This is a genomic window from Paenibacillus herberti (assembly GCF_002233675.1).
GTDB lineage: Bacteria > Bacillota > Bacilli > Paenibacillales > Paenibacillaceae > Paenibacillus_O > Paenibacillus_O herberti.
Map to the genome: position 1 here is coordinate 388,630 of NZ_NMUQ01000001.1, position 18,768 is coordinate 407,397.

Annotated in this window: 16 protein-coding genes; 13 read left to right on the top strand and 3 right to left on the bottom strand. The window is 53.6% G+C overall.

Going from position 1 to position 18,768, the window contains the following annotated elements; translation table 11 throughout:
- The first annotated feature begins 5 nt into the window (after positions 1-5).
- The 5 genes from nadD (at position 6) to CGZ75_RS01890 (ending at position 4,116) form a co-directional block, all read left to right on the top strand.
- The gene (gene nadD, locus CGZ75_RS01870) at positions 6-620 is read left to right on the top strand and encodes a nicotinate-nucleotide adenylyltransferase (RefSeq protein ID WP_089522606.1); all 615 of its coding nucleotides are present in this window, start codon (positions 6-8) and stop codon (positions 618-620) included.
- The gene (gene yqeK / locus CGZ75_RS01875; protein ID WP_089522607.1) at positions 613-1,206 is read left to right on the top strand and encodes a bis(5'-nucleosyl)-tetraphosphatase (symmetrical) YqeK; all 594 of its coding nucleotides are present in this window, start codon (positions 613-615) and stop codon (positions 1,204-1,206) included. Before nadD ends, yqeK begins: the two co-directional genes overlap by 8 nt.
- Positions 1,207-1,554: a ribosome silencing factor gene (rsfS, locus tag CGZ75_RS01880; RefSeq protein ID WP_089522608.1), complete on the top strand. Its 348-nt coding sequence runs from the start codon at positions 1,207-1,209 to the stop codon at positions 1,552-1,554. It begins immediately after the preceding gene.
- Positions 1,551-2,558: a CvfB family protein gene (locus CGZ75_RS01885; RefSeq protein WP_089522609.1), complete on the top strand. Its 1,008-nt coding sequence runs from the start codon at positions 1,551-1,553 to the stop codon at positions 2,556-2,558. The genes rsfS and CGZ75_RS01885 overlap by 4 nt, the downstream gene beginning before the upstream one ends.
- Positions 2,559-3,342: 784 nt before the next feature.
- On the top strand, positions 3,343-4,116 hold the full coding sequence (locus CGZ75_RS01890; RefSeq protein ID WP_089522610.1) for a class I SAM-dependent DNA methyltransferase: 774 nt from the start codon (positions 3,343-3,345) through the stop codon (positions 4,114-4,116).
- Positions 4,117-4,475: 359 nt separating this feature from the next.
- Here the strand turns inward: CGZ75_RS01890 and CGZ75_RS01895 are convergent, their stop codons facing one another.
- On the bottom strand, positions 4,476-4,862 hold the full coding sequence (locus CGZ75_RS01895) for a winged helix-turn-helix transcriptional regulator (RefSeq protein WP_089522611.1): 387 nt from the start codon (positions 4,860-4,862) through the stop codon (positions 4,476-4,478).
- Between the two features lie 132 nt (positions 4,863-4,994).
- Between CGZ75_RS01895 and CGZ75_RS01900 the strand changes: the two genes are divergently transcribed.
- Positions 4,995-5,702 (top strand): NAD(P)H-dependent oxidoreductase, encoded by a 708-nt coding sequence (locus tag CGZ75_RS01900; RefSeq protein ID WP_089522612.1) that lies wholly within the window; start codon positions 4,995-4,997, stop codon positions 5,700-5,702.
- 84 nt (positions 5,703-5,786) lie between these two features.
- Here CGZ75_RS01900 and CGZ75_RS01905 read toward each other — a convergent pair whose 3' ends face one another.
- Complete coding sequence (locus CGZ75_RS01905) at positions 5,787-6,503, bottom strand: 3-ketoacyl-ACP reductase (protein ID WP_089522613.1); 717 nt, start codon at positions 6,501-6,503, stop codon at positions 5,787-5,789.
- A gap of 326 nt (positions 6,504-6,829) precedes the next feature.
- Here CGZ75_RS01905 and CGZ75_RS01910 point away from each other — a divergent pair, with 326 nt between their 5' ends.
- A complete protein-coding gene (locus CGZ75_RS01910; RefSeq protein WP_089522614.1) occupies positions 6,830-7,822 on the top strand; it encodes a LacI family DNA-binding transcriptional regulator in 993 nt (330 codons plus the stop codon).
- A 395-nt stretch (positions 7,823-8,217) separates the two neighbouring features.
- A complete protein-coding gene (gene leuS / locus CGZ75_RS01915) occupies positions 8,218-10,659 on the top strand; it encodes a leucine--tRNA ligase (protein ID WP_089522615.1) in 2,442 nt (813 codons plus the stop codon).
- Between the two features lie 271 nt (positions 10,660-10,930).
- Here the strand turns inward: leuS and comER are convergent, their stop codons facing one another.
- Positions 10,931-11,770: a late competence protein ComER gene (gene comER, locus CGZ75_RS01920; RefSeq protein WP_089522616.1), complete on the bottom strand. Its 840-nt coding sequence runs from the start codon at positions 11,768-11,770 to the stop codon at positions 10,931-10,933.
- A 326-nt stretch (positions 11,771-12,096) separates the two neighbouring features.
- Here comER and CGZ75_RS01925 point away from each other — a divergent pair, with 326 nt between their 5' ends.
- From CGZ75_RS01925 to CGZ75_RS01950, 5 genes are all read left to right on the top strand, one after another.
- Positions 12,097-12,906, top strand: coding sequence for a ComEA family DNA-binding protein (locus CGZ75_RS01925; protein ID WP_217900042.1), 810 nt, complete (start codon positions 12,097-12,099; stop codon positions 12,904-12,906).
- A 50-nt stretch (positions 12,907-12,956) separates the two neighbouring features.
- Positions 12,957-14,261 (top strand): homocysteine synthase, encoded by a 1,305-nt coding sequence (locus CGZ75_RS01930; RefSeq protein WP_089522617.1) that lies wholly within the window; start codon positions 12,957-12,959, stop codon positions 14,259-14,261.
- Between the two features lie 318 nt (positions 14,262-14,579).
- Entirely contained in the window at positions 14,580-15,122 is a 543-nt protein-coding gene (locus tag CGZ75_RS01935) for a deoxycytidylate deaminase (protein ID WP_089522618.1), read from the top strand.
- 535 nt (positions 15,123-15,657) lie between these two features.
- Positions 15,658-18,312 (top strand): ComEC/Rec2 family competence protein, encoded by a 2,655-nt coding sequence (locus CGZ75_RS01945; RefSeq protein ID WP_089522620.1) that lies wholly within the window; start codon positions 15,658-15,660, stop codon positions 18,310-18,312.
- A gap of 164 nt (positions 18,313-18,476) precedes the next feature.
- Positions 18,477-18,698 carry a hypothetical protein gene (locus tag CGZ75_RS01950; protein WP_089522621.1) on the top strand — a complete coding sequence of 74 codons (222 nt, stop codon included), beginning with the start codon at positions 18,477-18,479 and terminating at the stop codon, positions 18,696-18,698.
- Positions 18,699-18,768: the final 70 nt, after the last annotated feature.

Consider the following 18,768-nt stretch of genomic DNA (forward strand, 5'->3'; position numbering starts at 1 on the left):
ACAAGATGCGTAAAATTGGCTTGATGGGCGGAACGTTCGACCCGATCCATATCGGGCATCTTGTCGCCGCTGAGCGTTCCATGGAAGCCTGCGGCCTGGAGGAAGTCTGGTTCATCCCTAATGCGGGACCGCCGCTTAAGGATCGGGCTCCAGGCGCTGCACCCGAGGAGAGACAACGCATGGTGGAGCTTGCTGTGCAGGAGCATCCAGCATTTCGCGTGTTGGACCTGGAGCTGAGGCGCGGCGGGGTCAGCTATACGTATGATACGATAGAGGATCTGCAACGTCTGAATTCAGAGACGGAGTTTCACTGGATTATCGGTACGGATCGCATCCTGGATCTGCCCCGTTGGCATCGTATCGACGAGCTTGCCGCCCGCATCCGCTTTATCGGCGTCGACCGTCCAGATGAGGTCGGACGGCCTTCCGACCCTGGAGAGATGCCAGCTTTGCCGGAACGGCTGCAAGAGCGAGTCATCCGTGTTCCGATTCCGCAGCTCGCCATCTCCTCGACGACAATTCGCACGCGGATCGGCGCCGGTTTGTCGGTTCGTTATCTCGTTCCGGATGCCGCTCACCGTTATTTGATCGAGAAGGAGCTGTATCGTCTTGATGGATAAGCAGCAGCTGATGGCATCGATTCGCTCTGGCATGCCGGAGCGCAGATGGCAGCATGTGCAAGGCGTCATTGACACCTCCATCGTGCTGGCTGAGCGCTTCGGCGCCGACCCAGTCAAGGCCGAGCTTGCCGCTATCCTGCATGATTTGGCGAAGTTCTGGCCGGTCGAGCGGATGCAGGAGTACGTCCGCGAGGAAGGTGTTGATCTCGCCGTGCTGGATTATGACAAAGAGCTCTGGCATGCTCCAGCGGGAGCATGGGCGGCAGTCAAGGACTATGGCATCGATGATCCCGAGGTGCTTGACGCGGTCCGCTACCATACTTCCGGACGAGCAGGAATGACCCTGCTCGAGCGGGTTGTCTGCCTGGCGGACTACATGGAGCCAGGGCGGGAATTTCCCGGTGTCGACCGGATTCGAGAGCTGGCGGACAGTGATCTGGACGCCGCGTTGGTCGCTGGGTTCGACTCGACGATTCGCTTTTTGCTAGAAAAGGGCAAGCGCATCTATCCGCTGACGGTCGCTGCCCGCAATGATCTTATTCGTACCACAACCAATATAATTTTCACAGCCCAAGGAGGCAACTGAATGGCTCTTAATTCCGAACAACTGCTGCAAGCCGCTGTAGATGCGGCTGAAGATAAAAAAGCGAGCAACATTGTTGCATTGAATCTTAAGGAAATTTCGCTTGTCGCGGACTACTTTGTCATCTGCCACGGTAATTCCGACACGCAGGTAAACGCAATCGCCACTGAAATCCGCAAACGCGCTCTGGCTGGTGGAGTTAACGTCCGTGGCTTGGAAGGCATGGATACGGCTCGCTGGGTACTGATCGATCTTGGCGACGTTGTTGTGCATGTATTCCACCGCGATGAGCGGGATTACTACAGTCTGGAAAGGCTCTGGTCTGACGCCAAAGTCGTGGAATTCGCATGACGACTTATGCTGGTTCAATTTTGAAGCTGAGGGTGGCACGCGAAGTGTCGCCCTTCGGCTATTTTTTGTCTCTGGGAGACGAGGATGACAACGAAGTGCTTCTGCACTACTCAGAGACGGCCGGAACCAAGGTGAAGGAAGGGCAGGAGCTGGAAGTGTTCCTGTTCCACGATACCGATGACCGTTTGTCTGCCACGTTGAAAAAACCGCTCATCCACCTCGGTGAACTGAAGAGGCTGGTCGTCGCGGATATTCATCCCCGGCTAGGCTGCTTCCTGGAAATCGGCCTTGGCCGCCAACTGCTGCTGCCGCTATCGGAGCTGCCTGAGTTCGTTGATCTTCGGCCGCTTCCGGGAGATGAGGTGTACGTCACCTTATCTCATGACAAGAGCGGGCGTCTGCTGGCTAAGCTGGCGCGCGAGGATGATCTTTCCCAGCATGTGTTCCCGGTACCGTCTACCTGGCGCAATGAATGGAAGGAAGGCTGGGTCAGCCGTACATTGCAAATGGGCTCTTTTGTGGTGCTTGACGGTGGTGTAATCGGGTTTGGAGCCTACGGAATGATTCCGGCTTCGGAGCGTCCGGAACTGCTTCGGCTTGGCCAACGTGTCAGCGCGCGTGTGACCTATGTCCGCGAGGATGGCCGTGCGAATCTGTCGATGGGCCAGCTCAAGCAGGTTGGACGTGTTGAGGATGGGGACCGCATCCTGGCGTTCATCAAGGAACGTCCAGGCCAAGCGATGCCATATTCCGATGAGACTCCGCCGGAGATCATCAAGAATAAATTCGGCATCAGCAAAGGCGCATTCAAACGCGCCGTAGGCAAGCTGATGCGCGAAGGCCTCGTGAAGCAAGAAGGCAACTGGACAAAACTTATCCAGGAGCCGGGGGCGGAAGAGCAGGAACAGAAGGTACAGCAGACACAGCAGACACAGCAGACACAGCAGACACAGCAGACACAGAAAGATGGCTCCGCCGAAGACTCTAATACGTCTGCCGAGTAGTATTGGCTACTTGATGTAGGGCTTGGGGCTGCTAATTACGCCGACCAAGATTTGGTCTAGCGCTCACAAGAAGAGGCGACCAAGTAACATTTGTTACTTGATTTGGCCTGGGGCTCACAAGAAGAGGCGACCAAGTAGCAATTGTTACTTGATTTGGCCTGGGGCTCACAAGAAGAGGCGACCAAGTAGCAATTGTTACTTGATTTGGTCTAGGGCTCACAAGAAGAGGCGATCAAGTAACAATTGTTACTTGATTTGGTCTAGGGCTCACAAGCTGAGGCAACCAAGTAACAATTGTTACTTGATTTGGTCTAGGGCTCACAGGATGAGGCGATCAAGTAACAATTGTTACTTGATTTGGTCTAGAGCTCACAAGATGAGGCGATCAAGTAACAATTGTTACTTGATTTGGTCTAGGGCTCACAAGCTGAGGCAACCAAGTAACAATTGTTACTTGACTTGGTCTAGGGCTCACAAGCTGAGGCAACCAAGTAACAATTGTTACTTGATTTGGTCTGGGGCTCACTGGATGAGGGGAGCAAGTAACATTTGTTACTTGTTCGGCCCTTGTTCCTCCAGCGGCCCGGCCGCGCGGCTAGAGTAATAATCGTTTGTTATTAAATCGCTTTAACAGTCAGTTTTACTCTCCATTACAATTGCTCATGAACTAAAGCTCATGAACTAAAGCTCATGAACTAAAGCTCATGAACTAAAGCTCATGCATTAAAGCTCATGTTTTAAAATTCCGCTCGTTGTTTGAATGGGAGCTAGGAGGGGATGCCTCATGCGGGCTTACCGCCAATTCGCCGGTGTTTACGACCGGCTCATGGAAGAGATGCCGTATCCGGACTGGATTCGGTTCATGCGGGAATGCTGGGAGCGCTACGGGGTACCGGAGACGGTTGCCGATCTCGGCTGCGGAACCGGCAGCTTAGCTATTCCTTTGGCAAAATCGGGGTTCAAGGTATTCGGCATCGACCTGTCGGCTGACATGTTATCAATCGCCCGCAGCAAATGGGACGAAACACCGCAGCAGGCGATCCGTCCTCGCGCCGGCTCAGTCCGCTGGCTGCAGCAGGATATGCGTGACTGGGAACTGCCGGAGCCTGTGGATGCGGCGATCAGCTTTTGTGATTGCCTGAACTACTTGACCGAGGAAGAGGATGTGGAGGCTGCTTTCCGGGCCGCATATCAGGGACTGAAGCCAGGCGGCGTGTTTCTGTTCGACGTGCATGCACCGCTAACTTTGCGGCGTTATGCCGAGCAACAGCCGTTCACACTCGACGAGCGGGATGTTGGTTACATTTGGACCTCTGACCTCGACGCCGAACGTCTGGAGATCCGCCATCATCTAACGATTTTTGCCAGGGATGAATCCGACCGCGAGGGGCGCTTCATTCGTTTTGAAGAGATCCATCAGCAGCGTGCTTATGAACCGGACTGGCTTGTGACGGCACTTCGTTCGGCAGGCTTTAGCCGGGTGGATCGGTACGCAGACTTCAGTATGCAGGAACCGTCGGCGGAATCGGAAAGGCTGTTTTTTGCGGCGATCAAATAAATGCTAGCGGCCGTCTCAAAAGTTATCGCAAGATGACTTAGGGACGGTCTTTTTTTATCCTGCTTCTTGTACTAATGGAGTTTCCAAACTGCAGGCGGACTGGGTGCTGCAGACGCGGGATGGCATTCGCGATCAGGTGGGAGTGTTCCTCAGCCGGAGCCGTAATGTGCCGTCCGAGCTTTGAGTAAATAACCAAGTGAATTCCGTGGCGCAAATCTTGATAGGGCAGGAATGGTGGGTGGCACTTCCATTTACCAAGGAAAGGTTTTTTTGTTTTACAAATGAAGAAGGGGCATCCCTAGGTCGTTATGACTTAAGGGACTGCCCCTTTTTATGTTTGGAGCAGGCGTTGATGCGTCTTAAGCTTGCGTTTTCGCCAGCGATTGCGAACGGTGCTCCATCACCGTATCCGCATGTTTGAGTGCCCAGTCCATCATGGAGCGAACAATCGGCGCAAGCTCCCAGCCGAACTCAGTCAGCGAGTATTCGACTTTGGGAGGAACCTGATTATAGATACGCCGAGCGACAAGGCCGTCGCGCTCCAGCTCTCTCAGCTGCAGCGTCAACATGCGCTGCGTGACCTTGGGCATGAGCCGACGAAGCTCATTGAAACGTTTGGGGCCGTCCAGCAGCTGATGAATGACGATGCATTTCCATTTGCCGCCAATGACGTCCATTGTCAATTCCACCGGGCATGTAAACCCGTGTTTGTCCAATTCAGGGTAGGAGCAAAGCTCTTTATCCATCGTTACCTCCAAGAGTATCAAAAGTGATTCTATACAACAAAAATGTGCCTACTATTAAAAATATAGTAAAACGATTAAGATGTGAAGTATAAATTATTCCCCGAACAAATCGGGAAGAGGAGAGAACGATTGATGACAAATCATGGTATAGCGAAAATAGCGTTGAGCGAGCAGGAAAAAAATACACGCAAGGAGCAGATTTTGGAGGCTTTTCACTTTCGGCACGCCACAAAAGAATTTGATGCAGACCGTAAAATACCAGCGGAGGATTTCGAGTTTATTTTGGAGACGGGCAGACTTTCCCCCAGCTCCTTCGGTTATGAGCCTTGGAAATTCGTCGTACTGCAAAATCCGTCAATCCGCGAGGAACTGAAAGCCGTAACCTGGGGTGCGCAAGGCACACTGCCAACGGCAAGCCATTTTGTGCTTATTCTGGCAAGAAGCTCTGAGCAGGTGCGTCACGGCTCCGCTTATCTGGACTATATGAACCGAGAGGTGCTGAAGCTTCCTGCGGAAGTGGAAGAAGGACGCAAAGCGATGTTTCGCGACTTCCAGGTAAGGGACTTCGGGCTTATGGAGCATCCGCGCCAGTTGGAAGATTGGGCCAGCAAACAGACCTTTATCGCGCTTGGCAATATGTTGACGGCAGCAGCTGGAATCGGTATTGATTCTTGTCCGATTGAAGGGTTTCATAAGGAGAAAGCGGAAGCGGTTCTCCGCAAACATAATATTATGGGCGAAGAGTTCGGTTTATCTGTAATGGCCGCTTTCGGTTACCGCGTCAATGAGCCTCGTACGAAAACGAGAAGATGCGTGGATGAAGTTGTGAAGTGGGTGTAAGGCGATATACAAATCGATATACAAATAAAACAAGCCGGCCTCTGTAAAAAGAGAAACGGCTTGTTTTACTTTATTTTAAGAATGTTAAGGATTAGTTGTCCAGATGCCTGCGGTTTTGATGAACACGCGATCTGGCAGCTTCAGTGTAGCAATAATAAGCTCAGCAACGTCCTCTGCTTGCATCATGGAGTCGTTGCCTTCCGTGACGAGGCCACTAGCGAGGGACAGCGGTGTATAAACGGTGCTCGGAGTCAGGGCGGTTACGCGGATATTCGATTTGCGCACTTCTTGCATAAGTGCTTCCGTGAAGCCCATAACGGCGAACTTGGAGGCGTTGTAAGCCGAGCCGGTCGCGAAGCCTCGCTCACCTGCGGTTGATGCAATGTTGATAATCGTTCCACTTGAGCGCTCCAGCATGAAAGGAAGCACAGCATGGGTAACATAGTAGGTTCCAAAAAGGTTAACGCGAACTATCCGTTCCCATTCGGCGGGATCCATCTCTGCCACAGTACCGAATGAAGCGACCCCAGCGTTGTTGATCAACACGTCGACGCTGCCAAGTTCCTTTGTGAGGCCTTTGGCGGCATCTGCCGCTTCAGCCGCATTCGAGATGTCAGCTACTGCATAATGAACGCTGATGCCGTATTGCGAGGTCAATTCCTTGGCGAGCGATGCCAACTCCGATTCCGTACGCGAAATCAGACCGACATTGGCTCCTTCTTTAGCGAGCGCAATTGCGACGGCTCGTCCGATTCCTTTACCAGCACCGGTAATAAGAGCATTTTTATTTTTCAATTCCATCTGATTCTCTCCTGTCTATGTAGGCTAGGACTATACCAATATCATTATATAGGAATGCTGGGAGAAGGAACAAATAAGCTAATTAATGAGTCGTGAAAAGTAGGGGAAAAACGGGGAATCTCATGCGGATGGGTATGGGGCTTCAGTACAAAAACATAAATGAAAGCGCTTAAAAATACTCTTGTATTTCCAATTATGAAACGGTATAATCAGGCATTCAGCCGTTTGTCCACCTCCTTGGAGGACCGCGATGCAGCATTGGCGGACGGCCAATTTAATGATCGCTAAGAGGCACTGAATTACAACAAAGATATGGGGGCATACATGTGGCCAATATTAAAGATATTGCTAAACAAGCAGGAGTTTCAATATCTACGGTCTCCTATGCGCTCAACGGAAGCCCGAAGGTCACAGCTGAAACGTCTGCCCGAATTTTAGCCATTGCCAAGGAGCTGCAGTATACGCCGAACGCGGCGGCCCGCAACTTGAAGAAGCAGGAAACGAAAGTAATCGGCGTTTTTCTGAGCGACTTCAATGGAGCTTTTTATGGGGAATTGCTGCAAGGAATGAAGGAAGGCTTGAAGCAGAGTGGTTACGATCTGGTCGCATGCAGCGGCAAGCAATCACATCGTTTGCTGCCACAGCGGATGATTGACGGAGCGATCGTCCTTGACGAGTCCTTTTCTAGCGAAGAGCTACTGAAATATGCCGATCTCGGCCATAAGTTAGTTGTGTTGGATCGCGATCTGAATCATCCGAACGTCAATCAGGTGCTGCTTGATAACAAAGCCGGAGCAAGATTGGCCGTAGAGTATCTGATCGAGCTTGGCCACCGCAAGCTGTATGTGGTTACGGGACCTAAAGGCTCCTTCGATTCCAGGCAGCGCCTGCAAGCTGTCAAGCAGGTTTTGTCCCGGCATCCGCATATTCAGTATATTGAAATGGAAGGAGATTTCACAAAGGCATCCGGTGCGCTTGCCGGCCTGCAAATTGCGCAGCATTTTAGCGAACCAGCGGCTGTGTTCTGTTTGAATGATGAGATGGCGATCGGGATGTATGAGTATTTGACGACGACGAATATCCGGGTAGGGCGGGACATCAGTCTGATCGGCTTTGATAACATCGAAATATCACAGTACACTCAGCCGCGCCTAGCAACAATCGATTATTCCAAGCAAAAATGGGGCTGGCTGTCCTCCGAGCAGCTTCTCAAGCTCATTGCAGGTGAATATGTCGAGCATGAACGCATTTACGTTACTCTTATCAAAGGAGATTCGGTGGGGGCGGCTCTCAGTTCCCATTTTACGGAGCCTTTTTGATTTAAAATATCGCTGCCTATGGGCGCTCCAAAGCGTTTATCTTGACTCCCTGTCTGCATTCCTCTATAATCGATCTTAAATTAGCCATATTGGCGTTGAAGAGGAGCAGTAAGCCGCATCGCGTGGACATAGAGAGCCGGTATCATTGGTGCAAGCCGGACCCGCAGCGTGCCGAATCTCGCCTCCGAGCCGCAAGATCAGCCCCGTCATGGGAGCAGTCTTGCCGAATCAGCCCCCGTTAAGGGCTTAGAGTGGGTGTCAACGGCATATTATGCCAGGCGCCAACTAGGGTGGTACCGCGGGAATTCAAACCTCTCGTCCCTAGCGATTTTCGCTGGGGGCGAGAGGTTTTTTTGACGTCTTCCCCCGCCCATAATGAATAGGAGGCATATGCCATGAGTAACGAGAGATCAGAAATTCAAGGATACAATCACCAGCAGCTGGAGCCGAAGTGGCAGCAGTACTGGGATGAGCATAAAACATTCCGCACTACCGAGGATGCGGATAAACCAAATTTCTACGCATTGGATATGTTCCCTTATCCATCCGGGGCTGGTCTGCATGTTGGCCATCCAGAGGGTTACACGGCGACGGATATCGTTTCCCGCTACAAGCGGATGAAAGGTTACAACGTTCTGCATCCGATGGGCTGGGATGCGTTCGGATTGCCAGCGGAGCAGTACGCTCTTGATACCGGCGAGCATCCACGCGACTTCACGATGAAGAACATCAACAATTTCCGCCGCCAGATCAAATCGCTCGGTTTCTCCTACGACTGGGATCGCGAGATCAGCACAACGGATCCTGACTACTACAAGTGGACGCAGTGGATCTTTATCCAGCTGTACAACAAAGGGCTGGCTTATGTCGCTGAGATTCCGGTTAACTGGTGTCCAGCGCTGGGTACGGTGCTGGCGAACGAGGAAGTAATCAACGGCCTGAGTGAGCGCGGTAACCATCCCGTAATCCGTAAGCCGATGCGCCAGTGGGTGCTGAGAATTACCGAGTACGCCGAACGCCTGCTGGATGATTTGGATGAGCTGGACTGGTCGGAGAGCATCAAGGATATGCAGCGCAACTGGATAGGCAAATCGGTCGGCGCAGAAGTAACATTCCCTGTAGATGGCTCGGACGCTAAAATCCAGGTGTTCACGACGCGTCCCGACACGCTGTTCGGCGCGACCTACTGCGTACTCGCTCCTGAGCATGAACTGGTTGATGCGATTGTTTCCGAGGAGCAGAAGAGCGCCATATCTGACTACCGCGTGATGGCATCCCGCAAGAGCGATCTGGAGCGTACGGATCTGGCTAAAGACAAATCCGGCGTATTCACTGGTGCGTATGCAATTAATCCTGTTAGCGGAGCGAAGGTTCCGGTCTGGATCGCCGACTACGTACTGGCCGGTTACGGCACAGGCGCGATTATGGCCGTTCCGGGTCATGATCAACGCGATTGGGAATTCGCCAAGCAGTTCGGCCTGTCGATCATTGAGGTTGTGCAGGGCGGCAATGTAGAGACGGAAGCTTTTGCCGGTGACGGCCCGCATGTGAACTCTGACTTCCTGAACGGACTGTCTAATGCGGAAGCGATTTCGGCAATGATCAGCCGTTTGGAAGAGAACGGCCAAGGCCGCGGCAAAACGACCTATCGTCTGCGCGACTGGTTGTTCAGCCGTCAACGCTACTGGGGCGAGCCGATTCCAATTATCCATTTGGAAGATGGCACAATGAAGCCGGTTCCGGTGGATCAGCTGCCAGTGCTGCTGCCAGATGTGGACGCGATCAAACCTTCCGGCACGGGCGAGTCGCCGCTGGCAAACGTGACGGATTGGGTGAACACGATCGATACGGAAACGGGTCTGCCAGCTCGCCGCGAGACGAATACGATGCCTCAATGGGCAGGCAGCTGCTGGTATTACCTGCGCTTTATCGATCCGCATAACGACGAAGCGCTGTGCTCGCCGGAGAAGCAGAAGGAATGGATGCCGGTTGATCTGTACATCGGCGGTGCGGAGCATGCGGTGCTTCACCTGCTGTACGCCCGTTTCTGGCATAAGGTGCTTTATGATATCGGCGTTGTAGACACGAAGGAGCCTTTCCACAAGCTGGTCAATCAGGGCATGATTCTAGGCACGAACAATGAGAAAATGTCCAAGTCTCGCGGCAACGTCATTAACCCGGATGAAATTGTGCAGGAATACGGTGCGGATACGCTGCGCCTGTACGAAATGTTCATGGGGCCGCTGGAAGCGACCAAACCATGGAATACGAGCGGCGTCGAAGGCATGAACCGCTTCTTGAACCGCGTCTGGCGTCTGATCGTCGTTGAAGGCGGCGCACTGAATCCGAAAATTACGGACGACAAAGGCAGCGACGCTTACAACCGCATCTGGCATCGCTCCATCAAAAAAGTGTCGGATGACTTCGAGAACCTGCGTTTCAACACGGCAATTAGCCAGTTGATGATCTGGGTCAACGAAGGTTACAGGGCCGATACGCTGCCACGTACCTCGGTAGAGAACTTCGTACAGCTGCTCGCGCCGCTTGCGCCGCATCTGGCCGAAGAGCTGTGGGAAAAGCTGGGTTACAGCGGTTCCATCAGCTACGTGCCGTGGCCGGAGTTCGAGGAAGCTTGGACCGTTGACCAAGAGGTTGAAATCGTCGTACAGGTGAACGGCAAAATTGCCGATCGCGTCTCCATCGCCGCCGATACAGAGACGGATGAAATGGAGCGTATCGCCAAGGAGCTGACGCGTGTGCAAGAGCTGACGGCCGGTAAGACGGTTCGCAAGGTGATTGCTGTTAAAGGCAAGCTTGTTAATATTGTGGCGAACTGATTCGTTGGTATGGAAAGCTCGTTGAAATCGTAGCGAGCCGATCGCTTAGAAAAGGCACAGTGTGCAAGATCGCTGGTAAAGGCGAGATTGTCAACATTGTGGTAAACTGAGTCAACATCGTGGCGAACTGGTCGCTTGGTAAAGGCGAGGTTGTGCAGTGACATAAAGAGCCGGACATCTCTGCGGAGATGTCCGGCCCTCATAGGCTCTTTCTGAGGAAAGAATCCCGGAAGAGGTGAATGGACCCTGAGGTTCGCTTATTTATAAGCGGTCAGGGACCGTTCACCTCTTCGCCGTATAGGTCGACTTGCACCTTCTCCACATCCTCGCGGTATTTCTCGTGGGTGGTGCGGATCAGCTTCTGAAACATACCGTCTGTCTCCTTGCGCAGGACCTGCAGCCCCTGCTGAGTAATACCGCCAGGGACGGATACCCGCTTAATGAGCGTGTTCGGCGTCATACCGCCTTCGGTCAGCAGCTTACCGGTGCCGAGCAGCATGGCACTAGTGATGGCGACAGCCTCGTCGGGGTCGATGCCGGTGATCTCCACAGCAGCGTCAATCAACCCTTGTGCAAGGAAGGCGATGAAGGCAGGGCCGCAGCTGGACAAGTCGGAGACGACGCGGGTGTACTGTTCGTCGATGAGCAGAGGCTCGCTAATATGCGACAGTAGTCCCTCCAGCATGCAGCAATCTGCTACAGTCATGCGGCTGCCAAACATGCAAAGCGATACGCCGCTCAGCACGTCGTTAGTAATGCTAGGGATGACTTTGGCAATTCGGCAGGGCAGCTGATCCTCCAGATGGCTAATCAGAATCGGGCTGGTGATCGATACGATAATCTGGTCTTCACGGGCATAGGGCTGCAATTCTTTGAGCACAGACTTGAACTCACCTGGTTTGATGCACAAAAAGAGGCAGTCGCTCTGCTGAATCGCCTCACGGTTGCTTGAGACGGCGACCATGCCGGGATGGCCGGCGGCGAGCCGCTCGGCTTTCTGAAAGGTCCTGTTCGTCACTACAATATCCGATGCCTCGATGGCGCCCGAGCGAACAAAGGCGCCTACAAGCAGGCTGCCCATACTGCCGGTACCGATAAAACCCACCTTCATGAATGAATCCCTCCTAGCGGGCTGAGGCGCTCTCTGTACCGGCTTTATCTACAGGGCGCCCCGCTTGAAAGAGAACGATCAGGCCGTTTAGCGGCTGTGCCATTCTCTTTCGTCAGGCCACCCAGTCCCGGTGAAGCGGTGGACGGATGGCGGATTGATATTACTCTATGCGCCTGGGCTCGACCAACATGTCGATTTACGTAACCGATAATGAAAAAAAAGAAAATCGGGGAAGGGGACAGGAGAATGAGAGAGGGAAGACATGGGGATCTGCTCGGATTGAGAGTGGAAAAAGATGAGGAGCTGCTGGGAAAGGGGAATGGCGAATGAGAGGAGGAAATAGTGGGGAGCTGCGCAAGGGAAGGCATATATCGATGAGGAAGGGCGGCATGTTGTTGCTCGTAGTCGCTGGCTGCTTGTTGATTGGAATTGGTTTGCAGCAACCACAGGATTCTGAGCCCGAGGGCTGGGTGCGCCTTGATCGGCCGCTTGTTGCGGCGGGGGCTGCTGAAGGAAAAACAGCTGGGACTAAAGCTGGGTTGAGCGGATTGGGAGATGGGAAGTCAGCTGGGGGCGAAGCGGTAGGGGTAGGAGTAGGTAAAGGTGATTCGAGCGGCGAAGCAGGAGTGGGTGAAGCCGATCCCAGTGGTGGAGGAGTAGGCGCGGGAGCGGGTAATGCCAATCCCAGTGGTGGAGCAGGAGTGGGAGTAGGTCAAGCCAATCCGAATGGTGGAGCAGGAGAGAAGACCGGTAATGAAGAAAGTGGCATAGGCTTGGGAAGGGAAGACGGCGAAGCGGAGAGAAGCAATGGATTTGATGGTGCGGAGGGAACAAGTGCGAGTGACGGAGAGGCAGATGGAGCAACAGGTTTGGAAGGTAACGGGACGGGAGCAGGCCGTGGAGCGTCCGGACAAAGCAGCTATACGGCGGACGGTAAGTTGAACCTAAACTGGGCTACGGCGGAGGAACTGGATGATCTGCCTGGCGTCGGCCCGGCTAAAGCCAAAGCTATTGTAGAGGATCGGGAACGGAACGGCCCTTTTTCCAGCGTGGAATCCGTAGAGAGAGTAAAGGGCATCGGCCCTAAAATGGTCGACAAATGGAAAAATATTGTTGTGGTCTCTCATGGGATGTGAGAGAATAACTTAAATCAAATTATTCTTATCTTTTTAGGAGGAGAATGACCATGACAGAAGCTCGCAAGCCAGCGCCTGAGACGTTAGCCGTTCACGGGGGCCAGGAGATCGATCCCACTACCCTTTCCCGAGCGGTACCGATTTATCAGACTACATCCTACGGTTTCGAAAGTACGGAGCATGCCGCGGACCTGTTCGGACTGAAGCAGTTTGGCAATATCTATACCCGTATCATGAATCCAACAAGCGATGTGTTCGAAAAGCGAGTGGCTGCTCTTGAAGGCGGCGCAGCGGCGCTAGCGGTCGCTTCCGGGTCCTCCGCCATTTCTTTTGCTATCCTTAATATCGCTTCTGCTGGAGACGAAATTGTTAGTTCCTCAAGCCTGTATGGCGGCACGTACAATCTGTTTGCCCATACGCTGCCGAAGCTTGGCATCAAGGTCAAATTCGTAGACTCTTCCAATCCCGAGAATTTCCGGGCAGCAATCACCGACAAAACAAAGGCTGTCTTCGGTGAGACGATCGGTAACCCACGCGGAGATGTGCTGGATATTGAAGCGGTAGCGGCTATTGCGCATGAAAACGGCATTCCGTTTATCGTTGATAACACTTTCCCGAGCCCGTTCCTACTTCGTCCGATCGACTTTGGAGCCGATATTGTCGTTCATTCCGCAACGAAATTCATCGGTGGGCACGGTACTTCCATCGGCGGAATTATCGTTGACAGCGGCAAGTTCGACTGGAAGGCTAGCGGCAAGTTCCCTGGTCTGACGGAGCCGGATCCGAGCTATCATGGCCTCATTTACACGGATGCTGTGGGCCCGATTGCTTATATTATCAAGGCACGCGTGCAACTGCTGCGCGATTTGGGAGCGGCCATTTCACCGTTCAACTCCTTCCTGCTGCTGCAGGGGCTTGAGACGCTTCATTTGCGGATGGAGCGCCACAGCTCCAATGCGCTTGCTGTTGCGCAGCGACTTGAAGCCAATGATGCAGTTGCTGCGGTCAGCTACCCTGGTCTGGAGAGCCATCCTTCTCATGAGTTGGCTAAGAAATACCTTTCCCGAGGCCAAGGGGCGATTTTGACCTTTGAAATTAAGGGCGGCGTAGAGGCTGGCAAAAAGGTCATCAACGCAGTGGAGCTGTTCTCACATCTCGCCAATGTCGGCGACTCGAAGTCGCTTATCATTCATCCGGCCAGCACTACGCATCAGCAACTATCCCCTGAGGCGCAATTGAGCTCGGGCGTAACGCCAGGGCTGATTCGTTTGTCGATCGGCACGGAGCACATCGACGATATTATCCATGACCTCGAACAGGCGATTGCTTCCAGCCAAGAGGGCGCTGCCGGGTAAGGTTAAGTGGGCTGAGCGCTATTTCCACTACTGGACTTGATGGTGTTTTGCACGATGCCGCTTTCCCGTATTGCTTTCCTTGTTAATCCGTTATAATAGTGCGAGTTCAAAAAGGTCGTCATTCAGCACCGAGAAGGTTGTATGAACCAGAAGAAGGAGGAGCGGAGTGTAGGCAAACCGACATGAGCACCGGACTTCGAAGGTGAATACAAGATTCGATGTCGAGTTCGCTTCCTGGTTTACTTCGTGATCAATGGTGGCCTTTTTGAACAACCTATAATAGGATTAGACAAGGTTCGACACGAAGGAGGCGGCAATATGCCTAGCGCGACCCCTGCACAGCAGGACGCAGTACGCAAGGATTGGGACACTTATTTTATGGACATCGCCTATATGGTATCGACTCGTTCTCGCTGTTCGCGTCGGCATGTAGGTGCGCTGCTCGTCCAGGGCAAAAAGCTGCTCGGTACCGCGTACAACGGCGCGCCAATGGGCGTGGCCGACTGCTCGGAGGCAGGCTGTATGATCGTGGAGGAGTGGGAGCAGCGCAGCGGCGAGGCAGGACCCGAGATGATCAAGAAACAGCGCTGTATTCGCACGATTCATGCGGAACAGAATCTGCTGCTTTTCACGGATCGGATCGACCGCGAAGGCTCCACAGTGTATGTAACTGACCAACCTTGCTGGACATGCGCCAATATGCTGGCTAACAGCGGTATTTCCGAGATTGTGTTCCATCGCGCTTATCCGAAGGATGCCGACAAGGTTGGACGCCTGATGGAGCAGAAAGGCATCGTGTTCCGCAGACTGGAGGAGGGCTACGAGCCGCCGCCGCAGGCTGGCTTGGCCGTGACGGACTGAGGGCAGGAAAAGGAATCGAGAAGATATCGTTGATGGAACTATGGGGAAATAGTCTGGAGAAGCAGACTAGGGAAACTCCGTTTGAATGTAAATGTGAGGATGAGCCTGAGGAGATTCCGTTTTATTGCAAATGTGCAATGAGGAAGAGCTCGAGGAGATTCCGTTTGATTGTCAACGTGCAATGAGGAAGAAGCCCGAGAAAACTCTCGGTGTGGAGGAAGCACCTCCCGATGGTCCCGCTAATGCGGGCGTTCGGGAGGTGCTTTTTTGCATTCTGGAATTTTACTTTATGAAACCTTCTCATGCTGCGGGTCGACATCGTGCAACGAAACTGAGAAGCGTTATGTGCAGCGTAGGTGGGTGTTTGGAGTGTCAAGGCTCGAAAAAAGCTATCTGAGTTTCGTTAGCTCAAAAAAAGAGGAATTTTGACTCGAATAAGGCTTCTCAGTTTTGTTAGCGCATAGCTTCAGCCGGAATGAAGGATGAATTTGCTCGCGTAGTGAGCCTCTTTGGTGATATTGAATGTTAGGGAGGAATGAGATTGGAAGCGCGAGGCTGGTTGGATGGGCGGCCGCTTGTATGGACGGCAGTATGTTTTGTTGCGGGCAGCTCGGCGGCCGCGTATTGGAGCCCAGGCGGCATGCTCGCCGCCGGGCTTGGGCTCGGCCTGCTCCTAGCGGCGATTGCGCTCGCCGGGCAGGCCCGGCCTGGGCTGGCCGCCGCGTGTTTGGCGGCCTATGCCCTCGCCGCAGGCGAGCGGTTATGGGCGGATGCGCGGTCGCAGACCGCGCTGAGCGCCCTTTACGCCGCCGCCGAGGCGCAGCTTGAGCCGCCGGAGCTTCGCGTGGAGGCGGCAGGGATTGTTGTGTCGCCGGTCGAGCTCGACGGCGACCTGGTGCAGTTGCGCGTGGAGGCGCATAGCCTCCGCGCGGGGGATGCGCAGCAGGCGGAGCCGCTGCGCGAGACGCTGCTCGTGCGCGTAAAGCTGCTGCACGAGCAAGAGCTCGCCGCCGCCAAGGCTTGGCGGCGGGGGGACAGCGTGCGCTTGCGCGGCACGCTGGAGCTGCCGGCTCCGCCGGCCAATCGCGGCGGCTTCGACTACCGCCGCTACCTGCGCAGCCAGGGAATCACCTGGCTGCTGCAGGTCCAGGGCGCGGGCGCGCTGCAAGCCGCGCCCGGCAAAAACCATAGCGCTGCCGCGCTGCTGGGCCGCATGGACGCGGCCCGAGCGCAGCTTGGCTCCGCGCTAACCCGCATGTACCCGGCAGATCAGGCCGGGTACATGCAAGCTCTCGTCCTGGGCAACCAGGACGAGACAGATCCAGAGCTCTATCGCCGCTTCGCCCGGCTCGGCCTAACCCACATTATGGCCGTATCCGGCATGCATGTGGCAGTCATGCTCGGCTTGCTCGGTTTCTCGCTGCGCCAGCTGCGGTTAACTAAGGAGCGAATTCTGCTCCTGCTTATGTTTGCCGTGCCGCCGTATGTGCTGCTTACCGGAGCCTCTCCATCGATCCTGCGCGCCGGCCTTATGGCGCTGCTCGGCCTTGCTGCCGCCCGCGCTGGCAAGCTAAAGGACGGACTGCATCTGCTGGCGGCATCCGCGGTCCTGCTGCTGCTTTGGAATCCTCGTCTGATCGAGAGCGTCAGCTTCCAGCTCAGCTACATCGTTACAGCGGGTTTAATTCTCGGCGTGCCAGCCGTGAACCGTCTGTTCTCGCGACCCCGAAGTCGCTTGCGCTTCGTACAAGATGCCGTCGTCGTTACCTTTGTTGCTCAGGCGATTTCTTTTCCCGTTACCATTTATTATTTCAATCAAATTCATCTGCTGTCGCTTCCGGCCAATCTGCTGCTGGTACCCTTCATCAGCTTCCTGATCATGCCAGCAGGTGCGGCGGTCATGCTGTTGGAGCCGGTATGGCCGAGTGCGGCCCAACTCCTCGCGAATTGGTCGGCAGAAGCCAACGTGTGGACGTTTCGTCTCATCGAATGGATGGGCGAGTGGAGCGACGGCAGTACGATCTGGGCCACACCTTCTTTGTGGTGGATTGTCTCCTACTATGCGGTACTGTTTGGACTGCTTCATAGCCTGGGGAGATGGCGAAGTTGTAAGCAGGCGGCAGCCGAGGAAACACGTTTTAGTGAGAATGAGGATACCCAACCGCTTTTGCCCTTAAAAGATTCATCCACATATAGCCCATCTGCTGCCCCCGCCATGTCAGTGTTAACAAGAATCCGTAATGGGGTCTACAGTCTCCCAGGCCCGCTAACTCGATCCGTCTTGGCCGCATCCGCTCTGCTTCTGCTGCTTTTGCATGCCTCTCAATCAGGCTGGTATGACCGCGCCGCCTACGTACAGTTGCTTAATGTCGGTCAAGGAGATTCGATTTTGATCCGAACTCCGTCCGGGCAAACGATACTCATTGACGGCGGAGGAACGATGCAGTTCAAACGCGAGGCTTGGAGGCAGCGGCGGGATCCATATGAAATCGGCCGTAAGATGCTGGTACCGCTCCTGATGAAAAGAGGTGTCAGTGAGATAGATTTACTCGTTGTTACTCATCTGGATCAGGATCATATTGGCGGACTGGAGGCCGTGCTCGACGGCATTCCAGTAAAACGACTGCTCTGGAACGGCAGCCTCAAGGAAGCAGGAGACACACCTCTACTCCTTCAAAACGCACTAAACAAGGGGATTCCCTTATACGGTACGGAGGCCGGGATGTCCTGGCAGCCTGATGTATCCACCAGATTAGACGTCCTCTGGCCAACTAAGCATAACGACATGCAACCGATCCAGGAGCAGAATGAACAGAGCGTCGTGTTACTTCTGACGCTGTTCAATCGCAGTTTTTTGTTGGCGGGTGATCTGGGGAGCGTGAGCGAGTCGGCCGTCATAGAGACGGTAAAGAGCCTGGCGTTACCCGCCCAAAACACGCCAATTGACGTACTGAAGGTCGGTCATCATGGCAGCAAAAACTCTACCTCAGCAGCGTGGTTAGCCTATTGGAAACCAACTGTCTCGGTTTTATCCGCCGGTATCGACAATCTCTATGGTCATCCGTCCGATGACGTGCTGATGAGGCTTAAGCAGTTTGGTTCTCGTGCGGTACGCACAGACTTGAACGGGGAAGTTGAATTCCGCGTTACGCGGCAAAACATGGACATGCGGCTGTTGCGTGGCAATTGAGTCGTTTGTCTGTTCCTACATTTCCAACTTTTAATGTGTATTTGTCGATTGATTTTAAGCAACAATTAGGTGCATTTTCTCGTTGTGAATAGCGATTATTCAATGTTTCTATATGATCTTAGAATTGAGATAGTCCAAAGGACCCAACGCAGAGGGGGATACGAATGCCTAAAATGCTTTATTTATTATTTGTCATCGTAATGATACCTGCTGTTCTAGCTGGATGCACAAAAAGTGAGCCTAAGGAGAATGAACAACAGATATTTAAGAGAATTGAACAATCATTGAAAGAAAAAGGTGTTCCACTATCATTTGTAAGTAAACAAGAGAGTCCGACGATACTTGAGGGTGTGGTTCCTAATGTTTATAAGGTGGATTCTATTTAGCCCCCTAATGAACTTGGACAGTACACCCCTTACCCCGATACAATAATGTTGAGGCGGAGGGGAACGGAAT

Coding starts and splice junctions, on each gene's coding strand:
- nadD (WP_089522606.1), top strand. CDS start 6: ATGCGTAAAATTGGCTTGATGGGCGGAACGTTCGACCCGATCCATATC.
- yqeK (WP_089522607.1), top strand. CDS start 613: ATGGATAAGCAGCAGCTGATGGCATCGATTCGCTCTGGCATGCCGGAG.
- rsfS (WP_089522608.1), top strand. CDS start 1,207: ATGGCTCTTAATTCCGAACAACTGCTGCAAGCCGCTGTAGATGCGGCT.
- CGZ75_RS01885 (WP_089522609.1), top strand. CDS start 1,551: ATGACGACTTATGCTGGTTCAATTTTGAAGCTGAGGGTGGCACGCGAA.
- CGZ75_RS01890 (WP_089522610.1), top strand. CDS start 3,343: ATGCGGGCTTACCGCCAATTCGCCGGTGTTTACGACCGGCTCATGGAA.
- CGZ75_RS01895 (WP_089522611.1), bottom strand. CDS start 4,862: ATGGATAAAGAGCTTTGCTCCTACCCTGAATTGGACAAACACGGGTTT.
- CGZ75_RS01900 (WP_089522612.1), top strand. CDS start 4,995: ATGACAAATCATGGTATAGCGAAAATAGCGTTGAGCGAGCAGGAAAAA.
- CGZ75_RS01905 (WP_089522613.1), bottom strand. CDS start 6,503: ATGGAATTGAAAAATAAAAATGCTCTTATTACCGGTGCTGGTAAAGGA.
- leuS (WP_089522615.1), top strand. CDS start 8,218: ATGAGTAACGAGAGATCAGAAATTCAAGGATACAATCACCAGCAGCTG.
- comER (WP_089522616.1), bottom strand. CDS start 11,770: ATGAAGGTGGGTTTTATCGGTACCGGCAGTATGGGCAGCCTGCTTGTA.
- CGZ75_RS01925 (WP_217900042.1), top strand. CDS start 12,097: ATGAGAGGAGGAAATAGTGGGGAGCTGCGCAAGGGAAGGCATATATCG.
- CGZ75_RS01930 (WP_089522617.1), top strand. CDS start 12,957: ATGACAGAAGCTCGCAAGCCAGCGCCTGAGACGTTAGCCGTTCACGGG.
- CGZ75_RS01935 (WP_089522618.1), top strand. CDS start 14,580: ATGCCTAGCGCGACCCCTGCACAGCAGGACGCAGTACGCAAGGATTGG.
- CGZ75_RS01945 (WP_089522620.1), top strand. CDS start 15,658: ATGAGATTGGAAGCGCGAGGCTGGTTGGATGGGCGGCCGCTTGTATGG.
- CGZ75_RS01950 (WP_089522621.1), top strand. CDS start 18,477: ATGCCTAAAATGCTTTATTTATTATTTGTCATCGTAATGATACCTGCT.